Source organism: Enterobacter cloacae complex sp. HYC074_NIDB, assembly GCF_056673345.1.
In genome coordinates this window covers 4572805-4586775 of the sequence record NZ_CP114214.1, presented here as the reverse complement: position 1 = coordinate 4586775, position 13971 = coordinate 4572805, and the positions used below count along the sequence as shown (strand labels likewise).

At 54.7% G+C, this 13971-nt stretch carries 11 protein-coding genes; 6 read left to right on the top strand and 5 right to left on the bottom strand.

Annotation, left to right across the window (positions count from 1 at the left end):
- The first annotated feature begins 201 nt into the window (after positions 1 to 201).
- Positions 202 to 1026: a protein bax gene (locus O1724_RS22265; protein WP_022652025.1), complete on the top strand. Its 825-nt coding sequence runs from the start codon at positions 202 to 204 to the stop codon at positions 1024 to 1026.
- A 35-nt stretch (positions 1027 to 1061) separates the two neighbouring features.
- Here O1724_RS22265 and xylR read toward each other — a convergent pair whose 3' ends face one another.
- From xylR to xylF, 4 genes are all read right to left on the bottom strand, one after another.
- Entirely contained in the window at positions 1062 to 2240 is a 1179-nt protein-coding gene (gene xylR / locus O1724_RS22260; RefSeq protein ID WP_003860152.1) for a D-xylose utilization transcriptional activator XylR, read from the bottom strand.
- A 33-nt stretch (positions 2241 to 2273) separates the two neighbouring features.
- Positions 2274 to 3455: a xylose ABC transporter permease XylH gene (gene xylH / locus O1724_RS22255; protein WP_003860151.1), complete on the bottom strand. Its 1182-nt coding sequence runs from the start codon at positions 3453 to 3455 to the stop codon at positions 2274 to 2276.
- Positions 3433 to 4974 (bottom strand): xylose ABC transporter ATP-binding protein, encoded by a 1542-nt coding sequence (locus O1724_RS22250; RefSeq protein WP_015572746.1) that lies wholly within the window; start codon positions 4972 to 4974, stop codon positions 3433 to 3435. The genes xylH and O1724_RS22250 overlap by 23 nt, the downstream gene beginning before the upstream one ends.
- Positions 4975 to 5046: 72 nt before the next feature.
- Positions 5047 to 6039, bottom strand: coding sequence for a D-xylose ABC transporter substrate-binding protein (gene xylF, locus O1724_RS22245; RefSeq protein WP_006808602.1), 993 nt, complete (start codon positions 6037 to 6039; stop codon positions 5047 to 5049).
- Positions 6040 to 6410: 371 nt separating this feature from the next.
- Between xylF and xylA the strand changes: the two genes are divergently transcribed.
- Both xylA and xylB read left to right on the top strand, forming a co-directional pair.
- Positions 6411 to 7733 (top strand): xylose isomerase, encoded by a 1323-nt coding sequence (gene xylA / locus O1724_RS22240; RefSeq protein WP_026080557.1) that lies wholly within the window; start codon positions 6411 to 6413, stop codon positions 7731 to 7733.
- Between the two features lie 59 nt (positions 7734 to 7792).
- On the top strand, positions 7793 to 9247 hold the full coding sequence (xylB, locus tag O1724_RS22235) for a xylulokinase (RefSeq protein ID WP_126297352.1): 1455 nt from the start codon (positions 7793 to 7795) through the stop codon (positions 9245 to 9247).
- Positions 9248 to 9299: 52 nt separating this feature from the next.
- Here xylB and O1724_RS22230 read toward each other — a convergent pair whose 3' ends face one another.
- Entirely contained in the window at positions 9300 to 10295 is a 996-nt protein-coding gene (locus tag O1724_RS22230; RefSeq protein ID WP_045895513.1) for an acyltransferase, read from the bottom strand.
- A gap of 184 nt (positions 10296 to 10479) precedes the next feature.
- Here O1724_RS22230 and O1724_RS22225 point away from each other — a divergent pair, with 184 nt between their 5' ends.
- The 3 genes from O1724_RS22225 (at position 10480) to glyS (ending at position 13936) form a co-directional block, all read left to right on the top strand.
- Positions 10480 to 10785, top strand: a complete 306-nt coding sequence (locus tag O1724_RS22225; protein WP_017693801.1) for a YsaB family lipoprotein — start codon at positions 10480 to 10482, stop codon at positions 10783 to 10785.
- Positions 10786 to 10945: 160 nt separating this feature from the next.
- A complete protein-coding gene (gene glyQ, locus O1724_RS22220) occupies positions 10946 to 11857 on the top strand; it encodes a glycine--tRNA ligase subunit alpha (protein WP_003860141.1) in 912 nt (303 codons plus the stop codon).
- A gap of 9 nt (positions 11858 to 11866) precedes the next feature.
- The gene (gene glyS, locus O1724_RS22215) at positions 11867 to 13936 is read left to right on the top strand and encodes a glycine--tRNA ligase subunit beta (protein WP_058658525.1); all 2070 of its coding nucleotides are present in this window, start codon (positions 11867 to 11869) and stop codon (positions 13934 to 13936) included.
- Positions 13937 to 13971: the final 35 nt, after the last annotated feature.

Genomic DNA, 13971 nt, shown 5'->3' with positions numbered 1-13971 from the left:
AATTAGGCAGTTATCTGCGATATCGCGCACATTTTTCCAGCGTTGATGCTTTAATGAGCATGTTCCGGATGACATAGTTTCGGAATTGGACTATTTATAGACGTGCTCTTGAAGACTATTTTTGGTACGATTTGAGATTCCGCTCTCAAATTTTTGAAGAAAATAAGGTGTTGGAATGTTTATATCCGACCAGGAGACCTAATGATATCGACTCCCATTCGACGATATGGGGCCGCGATACTCATGTTACTCACCATGGCATTTTCAGGTGAGGTGCTTGCAAAGACGCACACGGATACAACGAGTAAGAAAGCCCACGTAATAAAGACGACAAGCAGTAAGGTTAGCAGTAAACAAGAGTATTCTCGCAATAGTGCAAAGAGTAGTTCACTTCCTGATTTGCGAAAATACCCTTCCGGGACACCAAGGAAAAAAGCGTTTCTCCGGACGGTAATGCCTTACATTAAAAGCCAAAATGCCGCGATTACTGCGGATCGTAACTGGCTGATCTCCAAACAGTACGACAGCCGCTGGTCGCCGTCTGAGCGCACTCGCCTGAAAGATATCGCCAAACGCTATAAAGTGAAGTGGAGCGGGAACACGCGTCGCGTGCCTTGGAACTCACTGTTAGAACGTGTGGACATCATTCCAGGCAGTATGGTCGCGACAATGGCCGCCGCCGAAAGCGGTTGGGGCACCTCGAAGCTGGCGCGCAACAACAACAATCTGTTTGGCATGAAATGCGTAAAAGGTCGTTGTACTAACGCGCCCGGCAAGGTGAAGGGCTATTCACAGTTTGAATCGGTGAAAGATTCCGTGAATGCCTACGTGGTGAACCTGAACACCCACCCGGCCTATTCCTCGTTCCGTAAGTCACGCGCTCAGCTGCGTAAGGCGGATCAGGAAGTGACGGCCACGGCGATGATCCATAAGCTGAAAGGTTATTCCACTCAGGGACAGCGTTATAACAATTACCTGTTCTCCATGTACCAGGATAACCAGCGTCTGATTGCCGCACATATGTAATGAAAAACGCCTTCCACTGGAAGGCGTTCTTTTTTCTAGAGCAGGACTTCACTGTACCGTTCCCGGTACTCCTTCGGCGTGGTGTCATACTCTTTCCTGAACACCGAATAGAAATACTGAAGCGACGGATAGCCACACATCTGTGAAATCTCGTTGATCGACAGCGAGGTGGAGATCAGCAGACTGCGCGCTTTCTCCAGCTTTTCCGCATGGATCACGGCGTGGATCGTCTCACCCACTTCCTCTTTAAACCGCTTCTCCAGATTCGAACGTGATATGCCGACCGAATCGAGCACCTGATCGACCTTAATCCCTTTGCAGGCATGATTGCGAATGTAGTGCATCGCCTGAATCACGGCCGGATCGTTTAATGAGCGGTAGTCAGTTGAGCGACGTTCGACCACGCGAACGGGAGGAACCAGCAGACGCTGGAGCGGCAGGGATTCGTTGTCTAACAGTCTGTGCAGCAGCTTTGCGGCCTGATAGCCCATCTGACGGGTACCCTGAGCCACGGATGAGAGCGCCACGCGCGACAGATAGCGCGTAAGCTCTTCGTTATCAATACCAATCACGCACAGCTTTTCAGGCACCGGAATATGCAAATGTTCGCACACCTGTAATACGTGGCGGGCGCGGGCGTCCGTCACGGCGATAATCCCTGTCTGGGGCGGCAGCGTTTGCAGCCAGTCAGCCAGACGATTTTGTGCGTGCTGCCAGTTTTCTGGCGCGGTTTCCAGCCCCTGATAAACGACGCCGCGATACTTCTCCTGGGCAACCAGCTGGCAGAAGGCATACTCACGCTCCATCGCCCAGCGCTTTCCGCTCGTGGCGGGCAATCCGTAAAACGCAAAACGATGGACGCCTTTCTCCTTTAAATGGAGGAAGGCGGTCTCGACCAGAGCATGGTTATCCGTGGCGATGTAGTGAACGGGAGGATAATGTTCCGGTGTATGATAAGAGCCGCCAACGCCCACGATAGGCACGTCAACGCCACTCAGCAACTGTTCAATCACGGGGTCGTCAAAGTCAGCGATGACCCCGTCGCCCAGCCAGTCTTTGATGTTCTCCAGACGGGTACGGAAATCTTCTTCGATGAAAATATCCCATTCGGATTGCGACGCCTGCAAATATTCGCCAACCCCTTCAACCACCTGCCGGTCATAGGCTTTGTTGGCATTGAATAACAACGTAATGCGGTGACGCTTTTCAAACATGGCTTATTTCCCAAATTAGTCACGATACTGTTATCAGGCGCGCCGCTTGGTGGCAGAGTCCATCCAGACTGCCAGCAAAAGAATGGCACCCTTGACGATATACTGCCAAAACGTCGGCACGTCCATCATACTCATCCCGTTATCCAGCGAAGCCATAATAAATGCGCCCATCACCGCCCCCGCCACGCTGCCAATGCCCCCGGCGAGGCTGGTCCCGCCAATCACGCAGGCGGCGATGGCGTCCAGCTCGGCAATATTACCGGCAGAGGGGGAGCCCGCCCCCAAACGTGAGCTGAGGATCAGCCCCGCGATGGCCACCATCAGGCCGTTGATGGCAAAGACGGCGAGTTTGGTGCGTTCTACGTTAATGCCGGACAAACGCGCGGCTTCGAGATTGCCACCGATGGCATAAATACGGCGACCGAATGCGGTACGCGTGGCCATAAACATCCCACCTAACAGCAACAGCGCCAGCAGCAGAACGGGCGTTGGGACGCCGCGATAATCGTTTAACAGCCAGATGGCGCCCAGTACAATCACCGCAGTAAGCGCCTGACGGCCGACAACCGAGGTTGAAGCAGGCGAGGCCAGCCCCAGCGCCTGGCGACGCATGCGTCCTCGCCATTGCCACGCGACAAACGCCATCAGCCCAACCACGCCGATCGTAAAACCGACGCCATCAGAGAGGTAGCTTTGGCCAATCTGGGACATCGAGGCGCTGGTCGGGGAGACGGTAGTGCCGTTGGTGATCCCAATCAGAATGCCGCGGAAGGCCAGCATCCCCGCTAAGGTGACGATAAACGACGGGACCTTACGGTAGGCCACCCACCAGCCATTCCACGCCCCCAGCAGCAGACCCAGTACCAGCGTGACCGCAATCGTCAGCGGCAGCGGCCAGCCGAGCCAGACGTCAAAAATTGCCGCCACGCCGCCGAGCAGACCCATCATCGACCCTACTGACAGGTCAATTTCCGCTGAGATAATCACAAAGACCATCCCCACCGCCAGGATCCCGGTGATGGCGGTCTGACGCAGCAGGTTAGAAACGTTACGTGCGCTCAAATAGGAGCCATCGGTCATCCAGGTAAAGAACAACATGATCACGATAATGGCGGCAATCATTACAAAAACTTGCAGATTCAGCGATTTAAGTCCTGCGAACGCACCGGGCGTCGGAACAGCGACTTTGATATCAGACGGGTTGCTTTTCGACATGGCGTTCGCTCCTTAAGGCAGCTTCCATCACCTGCTCTTGCGTCAGGTTCTGGTTGTTCAGGTTGGCTTTGAGTTTCCCTTCATGCATGACCAGCACGCGGTCGCTCAGCCCCAGCACTTCAGGCAATTCGGACGAGATAACAATGACGGCAATCCCTTGCTGCACAAGCTGGTTGATCAGCTTGTAGATTTCATACTTCGCGCCGATATCGATCCCGCGCGTGGGTTCGTCCAGAATTAAAATGCGCGGATTAAGCAACAGGCAGCGCGCCAGAATCGCTTTCTGCTGGTTGCCGCCGCTCAGGCGACCTATCGCCAGTTCCGGCGAGGAGGTTTTCACCTTGAGCCTGGCAAGTGACTGAAGAATACACTGCTGTTCTGCGGCATCATCCAGGCTGCTCAGCGCGCCGGAAAACTGGCTGAGCGCCGCCAGCGTGATATTTTTTCCCACCGCCATGACCGGCACGATGCCGTCTTTTTTGCGGTCTTCGGGCACCATAGCAATGCCTTTGGCAATGGCCTGCTGGCAGTTGTCGATTTTTACCGGCTGACCGTCGATATAAATTTTGCCTTCCCAGCGCCCCGGCCAGACGCCAAACAGACACTGCACGGCCTCGGTTCTTCCGGCACCCACTAAACCCGCAATACCGAGAATTTCGCCGCGGTGCAGCGAGAAGGAGAGGTTATCCACGCGCTTGATGTGGCGGTTAACGGGATGCCACGCCGTCAGGTTTTCCACGCGCAGGAGTTCTTCGCCTATGGTGTGTGGTTCGTTGGGATACAGTGCGGTGAGTTCGCGACCCACCATCATGGTGATGATGTCATCTTCGCTCATGCCTTCTGCTTCACGCGTGCCAATGTGCTGCCCGTCGCGGATGACGCAGATGGTGTCGGAAATAGCTTTCACCTCATTGAGCTTGTGCGAAATATAGATGCAGGCGATACCGTGGTTTTGCAGGTCGCGGATGATATTGAGCAGAACGGCGGTTTCCTGTTCGGTGAGTGAGGCGGTTGGCTCGTCGAGGATCAGCAGGCGTACCTGCTTGTTCAGCGCCTTGGCGATCTCCACCAGCTGCTGCTGGCCCAAACCTAAGTCGCCCACGCGCGTATCCGGTGAGATAGCCAGGCTCACCTGGGCCAGCAGTTTTTCGCAGCGCAGCGTCATGGTGTCGTAATCCAGTACGCCGTGGCGTGAGAGTTCGGCGCCGAGAAAAATATTTTCCAGCACGGTAAGGTGCTTCACCAGCGCCAGCTCCTGGTGAATAATAGCGATGCCTTTACGTTCGGTATCGCGAATGTGCGTGGCCTGGAGCACCTCGCCGGCAAAGACGATTTCGCCCTCGTAGCTGCCGTGCGGATAGATCCCGCACAACACTTTCATCAGCGTGGATTTTCCCGAGCCATTTTCGCCGCACAGCGACATCACTTCGCCGGGATTCAGCCGCAGGCTTACGTTATCGACTGCTTTCACCGCCCCGAAGGCTTTGGTGATGCTTTTCATTTCAAGTAAATAAGACATAACTGCTCCGCATGGCCCGACAGATGTACAGGGCAGGTCGATGCGCCCCTGCCGGGCAGGGGCTGCGCTGGATTACAGTTCACTCTTCTTATGGAAACCGTCTTTCACCACGGTGGCGTCAATATTCTCTTTGTTGACTTCGATAGGGGTAAGCAGGCGAGCAGGTACGTCTTTCAGGCCGTTATTTAACGTCGCGTCTGCTTTAGGTTGCTGGCCATTGCCCAGCTCAACGGCAATTTCGGCGGCCGTATTGGCAAGCTCGGTAATGGGCTTATACACCGTCATGGTCTGGGTACCCGCGATGATGCGTTTTACACCCGCAAGGTCGGCGTCCTGTCCGGAAATAGCGACTTTCCCGGCCAGACCCTGCGCGCTCAGCGCCTGAATGGCGCCACCCGCAGTGGCATCGTTAGAGGCCACCACCGCATCGATTTTGTTGTTATTTGCAGTCAACGCGTTTTCCATAATTTTCAGCGCGTTTTCCGGTAACCAGCCGTCAGCCCACTGGTCGCCGACGACTTTAATTTTGCCCTCGTCGATATACGGCTTCAGCACTTTCATTTGTCCCTGGCGGAACAGTTTGGCGTTGTTATCCACGGGCGAGCCGCCCATCAGGAAATAATTCCCCTGAGGCACTTTTGCGACCAGGCTTTTAGCCTGTAATTCGCCCACCTTTTCATTGTCGAACGAAATATAATAATCAATGTCGGCATTATTAATCATGCGGTCATAAGCCAGGACTTTTATGCCTTCCTGTTTCGCTTCTTTCACCACGTTGCTTAATACCTGGCCGTTATACGGGATAATGACCAGCACATCGACGCCACGGTTGATCATATTCTCGATTTGCGACATTTGCGTCTCTTCGTTGCCGTTAGCGGACTGAACGAACACCTCCGCGCCGAGAGATTCCGCTTTTTTAACAAAGATATCGCGATCTTTTTGCCAGCGCTCCAGGCGTAAGTCATCAATCGCCATGCCGATTTTGACCTCTTTGGCGTGGCCGGCAAAGCTTGCAAGCAGGAGAGTAGTGCAGAGCGTTAGGGTCAGGTTCTTTATCTTCATAATTATTAGGCCTTTTTGTAGGGGTATGTGTAGCTGAGATAAAAGAAACATTCACTGCTGAGACGCAGCAAATTTTTAACGTGGAAAGGCCTGCTGGCAATTACAGATTTTTATCTTCTCATTACGATATTTGGTTTATTTCTGAATTTATGACCGCGATCGGATTTTAAAAAGCGTAACCTATTAATTACATTTGATTCTGGAATGCGCGCCGAAAAATAGTTTGTCTGCACATTATTTTGCGAGCCAGCGCACAATTGCGCATTCTCTCAATAGCAGTGTGAAATAACGTAATTGAGCAACCTCCAATGTCTATTCACTATTACTCCAGAAACAAGACCACGCCGCATACCCTGATTATGGAGCTCAATATGCAAGCTTATTTCGACCAACTCGATCGCGTTCGTTTCGAAGGCACGAAAACGACCAATCCTTTAGCATTTCGTCACTACAACCCGGATGAGCTGGTGCTGGGTAAGCGCATGGAAGATCACTTGCGCTTTGCCGCCTGCTACTGGCACACCTTCTGCTGGAACGGTGCCGATATGTTCGGCGTGGGCTCTTTTGACCGTCCATGGCAACAGCCGGGCGAGGCCATTGAGCTGGCGAAGCGTAAAGCCGACGTCGCGTTCGAGTTCTTCCATAAGCTGAACGTGCCGTACTACTGTTTCCACGATGTGGATGTGTCGCCGGAAGGGGCATCGCTGAAAGAGTATCTGAACAACTTCGCGCAGATGGTCGACGTACTGGCTGAAAAACAGCAGCAAAGTGGCGTCAAGCTGCTCTGGGGTACGGCTAACTGCTTTACCAACCCTCGCTATGGCGCGGGCGCGGCAACCAACCCGGATCCGGAAGTCTTCAGCTGGGCGGCAACCCAGGTCGTGACTGCGATGAACGCCACGCATCAGCTGGGCGGTGAGAACTATGTACTCTGGGGCGGTCGTGAAGGATATGAAACGCTGCTGAATACCGACCTGCGTCAGGAGCGTGAGCAGATTGGTCGCTTTATGCAGATGGTGGTGGACCACAAACACAAAATCGGTTTCCGCGGCACGCTGCTGATTGAGCCAAAACCACAGGAGCCAACCAAGCATCAGTATGATTATGATGTCGCCACCGTGTATGGCTTCCTGAAGCAGTTTGGTCTGGAAAAAGAGATCAAAGTGAATATTGAGGCTAACCACGCTACCCTGGCGGGCCACTCGTTCCATCACGAAATTGCCTCTGCGATTGCGCTGGGCATCTTCGGCTCTGTCGATGCTAACCGTGGCGATCCACAGCTGGGCTGGGATACCGACCAGTTCCCGAACAGCGTGGAAGAGAATGCGCTGGTGATGTACGAGATCATCAAAGCGGGCGGTTTCACCACCGGCGGCCTGAACTTCGACGCCAAAGTGCGTCGCCAGAGCACCGACAAATACGATCTGTTCTACGGGCATATTGGCGCGATGGACACCATGGCGCTGGCGCTGAAAGTGGCAGCCCGTATGATTGAAGACGGTGAGCTGGATAAGCGCGTGGCGAAGCGCTACAGCGGCTGGAACAGTGAGCTGGGCCAGCAAATTTTGAAAGGTCAGTTATCGCTTGCGGAGATCGCGAAGTACGCTGAACAGCATCAGCTTGCGCCGCAGCATCAGAGCGGCCATCAGGAGCTGCTGGAAAACCTGGTCAATCACTACCTGTTCGATAAATAACAGCATTCATGCCCGGTAAGCGCTGCGCCACCGGGCATTTCTGTCAAAGGAGTCACCACATGTATATCGGGATCGATCTTGGCACGTCGGGGGTGAAAGCCATCCTGTTAAGCGAGCAGGGCGATGTGTTAGCCACGCAGACTGAAAAGTTGCAGGTTTCACGCCCGCATCCGCTTTGGTCGGAACAAGATCCGGAGCAGTGGTGGCAGGCGACGGACCGCGCGATGACAGCCTTAGGCGAGCAGCACAGCCTGCGCGACGTTAAAGCGCTGGGCATCGCCGGACAAATGCATGGCGCAACGTTGCTGGATAGCCAGCATCGCGTTCTGCGCCCGGCTATTCTCTGGAACGATGGCCGCTGTGCGGAAGAGTGCGCGATCCTTGAGGAACGTGTGCCTGCGTCCCGCGAGATTACGGGCAACCTGATGATGCCCGGTTTTACCGCGCCAAAACTCCTGTGGGTGCAGCGCCATGAGCCTGATATTTTTCGCCAGGTGGCGAAGGTTCTGTTGCCGAAAGACTACCTGCGTTTTCGCATGACGGGGGATTTTGCCAGCGACATGTCTGACGCCGCGGGCACGATGTGGCTCGACGTGGCGAAACGGGACTGGAGCGAGGCGATGCTGGATGCCTGCCAGCTGACGCGCGATCATATGCCTGCGCTGTTTGAAGGCAGCGAAATCACGGGCGCTTTGCAGCCTTCTGTTGCTGAACGCTGGAATATGCCAGCCGTACCTGTCGTCGCTGGCGGCGGCGATAATGCGGCGGGGGCGGTCGGCGTGGGGATGGTCGAGGCAGGACAGGCCATGCTCTCGCTCGGCACTTCCGGTGTCTATTTTGCCGTCAGTGACGGGTATCGTAGCAATCCTGGAAGCGCCGTACACAGCTTCTGCCACGCGTTGCCGGGTAAATGGCATTTAATGTCGGTGATGCTGAGCGCGGCTTCCTGCCTCGACTGGGCGGCAAAACTAACCGGAATGGCGGACGTCCCGGCGCTTATCGCAGCGGCACAGCAGGCGGATGATAATGCCGGTGCGGTCTGGTTTTTACCGTACCTTTCCGGCGAGCGGACGCCTCATAACAACCCGGAAGCGAAAGGGGTGTTCTTCGGTCTTACCCATCAGCACGGCCCGGCAGAGCTGGCGCGCGCGGTGCTTGAAGGCGTTGGCTATGCTCTGGCGGACGGAATGGATGTCGTGCATGACTGTGGACTGACACCATCCAGCATTACGTTAATTGGCGGCGGTGCGCGAAGCAGCTACTGGCGGCAAATGCTTTCCGATATCAGCGGGTTGCAGCTGGACTATCGTACGGGAGGCGATGTCGGCCCGGCGCTCGGTGCGGCACGGCTGGCGCAAATTGCGCTGAACCGGGATAAACCACTGCCCCAGCTTTTGCCCCAGCTGCCGCTTGAACAGCAGCATCGTCCTGATGCGAAAAATCATGCTCGCTATGCTGAAAGACGAGACGTGTTCCGCAAAATTTATCGGCAGCTTTTGCCGCTAATGTCATAAACAGGAGCCGGGTGGCGCTAACGCTTACCCGGCCTGCCAGCCTTCAACCGGGTTAGCTCACAAACCGGCGCGTATCGATGCGTTGCAGCAGCATTGACAGCAGCAGGCTGACAACCAGCGTAACGGTAAATATCCAGACAATATCCAGCACCGGCCAGCTTTTAAGCTCAACGCCTCGGGTGCGCAGGGCGTGGATCACCAGCGCGTGAAAACCGTAAATGCCCAGCGAGTGGCGAGAGATAAACCCCAGCACCGGAAGCGGGCGGGCATTCAGGGTGTTTTTAACCAGCGTCAGCAGAGAGATTGCGCAGATAAAGACCATCGGGCCGCAGTACAGATACCAGGTATCGGCAAAGTTGCCGCGCCATTGCAGCTCATGCAGCGTCCCGCGAGAGATAATAAACACACCGACGAGAAACGCGGCCGCGCATAGCCAGTTTATTCCTCGCTTTTGCGTCTCCATCATGCCAATGGCGCGCCCCAGCATGCCGTACAGCACGTAATAAAACGTATCCCCGGTGATATAGAGGTTAACGGGCAGCCATTCAAAGCCATCAATTTTCTGTGAGACGGTATTCGGGTTGGCCATGATCCCGATGACCACCATCAGCGCCAGCAGCATTTTACCGTTGACGTTTTTTACCTGAATTAACGGTGAAACAAGATAAATAACGATTATCGCGAAGAAAAACCATAGATGATAGAACACCGGTTTTTGCAACAAGTTGAGCAGGGAACGTTCAGCGTTAATTGAAGTGAACAGGACGATATAGAGCAGCGAAATCGCGCTGTAAAACAGCAGACAGGAGACAATACGGATGAAATGTCTCGGCTGTGCACTACGCTCGCCAAAAAAGAGAAAACCGGAAATCATAAAGAACAGCGGGACGCTCACGCGGGAGGCCGAGTTCAGAACATTGGCGACATCCCAGTTAACAGGGCTGATACTGTGCGCGTTCGTGACATACCAGGTCGTTGTGTGGATCATCACCACCATCAGACAGGCTATTCCCCGCAGGTTATCAATCCAGTTAATTTTTGACTGCATCAGTTCCTCTGTATTCCTGATAAAGAAAGTGTGACTGCGATTGCGTAAAACTTTTCCCTTAGAAAATTCTGAGTTTAGCCAGGCTAACTTGTAGGGAGCTGGCGAGATTCGCAGAATGACGGACTTTAATCTATAAACGTGTTGCTACTAAAAATAACAGCCACTGACCAGGGCGGTAATAAAAATGATGATGAAGCGTGGGGTGTCACTCTTTCTGCTGCTCTTATTAACAGGATGCAGTGCTTCTGAGGAGATACCTGTCCAAAAAGCGCAGCAGGGGAAAATGAGCCCGGAGCGTTCCCTGAATATGGAACAGCTGTGCAGGGATCAGGCGGCTCACCGCTATAATTCTGAAGCACAGAAAATTCATATAAACGGCTTCGAGCGCTTTCAGGGCAGCTATGAACTGAAAGGCTATACGGCGCGTAAAGAGGGCTTTGTCTGCTCTTTTGATGCAGACGGCCAGTTTTTACATCTCTCAATGCGCTAAATTGCTCGGATAAGCAGCAACCAGAGCCTTCGCAGGTTCTGGCTGTAGGGCTTATTCCCCAATTTTCCCTAAACAACCCCGTTTCGTACTGTATATCTTGCAGCCAGCGGGTATACTGATCCCTTCCATTTAAAACCACACGTATCCAGCACGAAATACTATGCAAAAGTTTGATACCAAGACCTTCCAGGGCCTGATCCTGACCTTACAGGATTACTGGGCTCGTCAGGGCTGCACCATTGTTCAACCTTTGGACATGGAAGTTGGCGCAGGCACCTCACACCCGATGACTAGCCTGCGCGCGTTAGGGCCAGAGCCAATGGCGACCGCCTATGTGCAGCCATCCCGTCGTCCGACCGATGGCCGTTATGGCGAAAACCCGAACCGTTTGCAGCACTACTATCAGTTCCAGGTGGTGATTAAGCCATCACCCGACAACATTCAGGAACTGTACCTCGGGTCACTGAAAGAGCTGGGTATGGATCCAACCATTCACGACATTCGTTTCGTGGAAGATAACTGGGAAAACCCAACGCTGGGTGCCTGGGGTCTGGGTTGGGAAGTGTGGCTGAACGGCATGGAAGTGACCCAGTTCACATACTTCCAGCAGGTTGGTGGTCTGGAATGTAAACCGATTACCGGCGAAATCACCTATGGTCTGGAACGTCTGGCCATGTACATTCAGGGCGTAGACAGCGTTTACGACCTGGTCTGGAGCGACGGCCCGCTGGGTAAAACCACCTACGGCGACGTGTTCCATCAGAACGAAGTGGAGCAATCCACCTATAACTTCGAATACGCGGACGTGGACTTCCTGTTCACCTGCTTCGAGCAGTACGAGAAAGAAGCCCAGCAGCTGCTGGCGCTGGAGACTCCGCTGCCGCTGCCTGCCTACGAGCGTATTCTGAAGGCTGCCCACAGCTTCAACCTGCTGGATGCCCGCAAAGCGATCTCCGTGACTGAACGTCAGCGCTACATTCTGCGTATTCGTACCCTGACCAAAGCCGTTGCAGAAGCTTACTACGCGTCCCGTGAAGCCCTTGGCTTCCCGATGTGCAACCGAAACAAATAAGAGGCGGCCATGTCTGAGAAAACTTTCCTGGTGGAAATCGGCACTGAAGAGCTGCCACCAAAAGCCCTGCGCAGCCTGGCTGAATCTTTTGCTGCGAACGTCACTGCTGAGCTGGATAACGCTGGCCTGGCGCACGGTAAAATTGAGTGGTTTGCTGCGCCGCGTCGTCTGGCGCTGAAAGTGGCAAACCTGGCGGCGTCCCAGCCGGATCGCGAAGTTGAAAAACGTGGCCCGGCCATTGCTCAGGCGTTCGACGCGGAAGGCAAGCCGAGCAAAGCGGCAGAAGGCTGGGCGCGCGGCTGCGGCATCACCGTTGATCAGGCCGAGCGTCTGACCACCGACAAAGGTGAATGGCTGCTGTATCGTGCCCATGTGAAAGGCGAAAGCGCCGAAGCGCTGCTGCCTGACATGATCGCGACCTCGCTGGCAAAATTGCCAATCCCTAAGCTGATGCGCTGGGGCGCGTCCGACGTTCACTTTGTGCGTCCGGTTCACACCGTGACCCTGCTGCTGGGCGATACCGTTATCCCGGCGACCATTCTGGGCGTGGCGTCCGATCGCGTGATCCGCGGCCATCGCTTTATGGGCGAGCCGGAGTTCACCATCGACAATGCCGACCAGTATCCGCAGATCCTGCTGGAACGCGGTAAAGTGATTGCCGACTACGAACAGCGTAAAGCCAAAATTAAAGCGGACGCAGAAGAAGCGGCGCGCAAGATTGGCGGAAACGCTGACCTGAGCGACAGCCTGCTGGAAGAGGTGACCTCGCTGGTCGAATGGCCGGTTGTACTGACCGCGAAATTCGAAGAGAAATTCCTGGCCGTTCCGGCAGAAGCGCTGGTTTACACCATGAAGGGTGACCAGAAGTACTTCCCGGTTTACGCCAACGACGGCAAGCTGCTGCCAAACTTCATCTTCGTAGCGAACATCGAATCGAAAGATCCGAGCCAGATTATCTCCGGTAACGAGAAAGTGGTACGTCCGCGTCTGGCGGATGCCGAGTTCTTCTTCAACACAGACCGTAAAAAACGTCTGGAAGATAACCTGCCGCGTCTGCAAACTGTACTGTTCCAGCAGCAACTGGGTACGCTGCGCGACAAAACCGACCGTATCGCGGAGCTGTCCGGCTGGATTGCCCGTGAAATTGGCGCCGACGTTAACCACGCTACCCGTGCGGGCCTGCTCTCCAAGTGCGACCTGATGACCAACATGGTGTTCGAATTTACCGACACCCAGGGCGTGATGGGTATGCACTACGCGCGTCACGATGGCGAAGCGGAAGACGTGGCGGTAGCCCTGAACGAGCAGTATCAGCCGCGCTTTGCCGGTGACGATCTGCCGTCCAATCCGGTTGCCTGCGCCGTGGCGATTGCCGATAAGATGGACACCCTGGCGGGTATCTTCGGTATCGGCCAGCATCCAAAAGGCGACAAAGACCCGTTTGCGCTGCGTCGTGCTGCGCTGGGCGTGCTGCGAATCATCGTTGAGAAGAACCTGAACCTCGATCTGCAAACGCTAACCGAAGAAGCGGTACGTCTGTACGGCGATAAGCTGACCAACGCGAAGGTTGTGGATGATGTTATCGACTTTATGCTCGGTCGTTTCCGCGCGTGGTATCAGGACGAAGGTTACTCTGTTGATACCATTCAGGCGGTGCTGGCGCGTCGTCCGACCCGTCCGGCAGATTTCGATGCGCGTATGAAAGCGGTATCCCACTTCCGTACGCTGGAAGCGGCGTCTGCGCTGGCCGCGGCCAACAAGCGTGTATCCAACATCCTCGCGAAATCCGACGAAACGCTGAACGAGCGCGTCAACGCTGCAACCCTGAAAGAGCCGGAAGAGATTTCTCTGGCGATGCAGGTTGTGGTGCTGCGCGACAAGCTGGAGCCATATTTCGCGGAAGGTCGCTACCAGGAAGCGCTGGTGGAGCTGGCGGAGCTGCGTGACGTCATCGACGCCTTCTTCGAGAAGGTGATGGTGAACGTGGAAGATAAAGAGCTGCGGATTAACCGTCTCTCGATGCTTGAGAAACTGCGTGAGCTGTTCCTGCGCGTGGCGGATATTTCGCTGCTGCAATAACGTAAAAAACCCGCCCCTGACAGGCGGGAAGAACG

Coding starts and splice junctions, on each gene's coding strand:
- O1724_RS22265 (WP_022652025.1), top strand. CDS start 202: ATGATATCGACTCCCATTCGACGATATGGGGCCGCGATACTCATGTTA.
- xylR (WP_003860152.1), bottom strand. CDS start 2,240: ATGTTTGAAAAGCGTCACCGCATTACGTTGTTATTCAATGCCAACAAA.
- xylH (WP_003860151.1), bottom strand. CDS start 3,455: ATGTCGAAAAGCAACCCGTCTGATATCAAAGTCGCTGTTCCGACGCCC.
- O1724_RS22250 (WP_015572746.1), bottom strand. CDS start 4,974: ATGTCTTATTTACTTGAAATGAAAAGCATCACCAAAGCCTTCGGGGCG.
- xylF (WP_006808602.1), bottom strand. CDS start 6,039: ATGAAGATAAAGAACCTGACCCTAACGCTCTGCACTACTCTCCTGCTT.
- xylA (WP_026080557.1), top strand. CDS start 6,411: ATGCAAGCTTATTTCGACCAACTCGATCGCGTTCGTTTCGAAGGCACG.
- xylB (WP_126297352.1), top strand. CDS start 7,793: ATGTATATCGGGATCGATCTTGGCACGTCGGGGGTGAAAGCCATCCTG.
- O1724_RS22230 (WP_045895513.1), bottom strand. CDS start 10,295: ATGCAGTCAAAAATTAACTGGATTGATAACCTGCGGGGAATAGCCTGT.
- O1724_RS22225 (WP_017693801.1), top strand. CDS start 10,480: ATGATGATGAAGCGTGGGGTGTCACTCTTTCTGCTGCTCTTATTAACA.
- glyQ (WP_003860141.1), top strand. CDS start 10,946: ATGCAAAAGTTTGATACCAAGACCTTCCAGGGCCTGATCCTGACCTTA.
- glyS (WP_058658525.1), top strand. CDS start 11,867: ATGTCTGAGAAAACTTTCCTGGTGGAAATCGGCACTGAAGAGCTGCCA.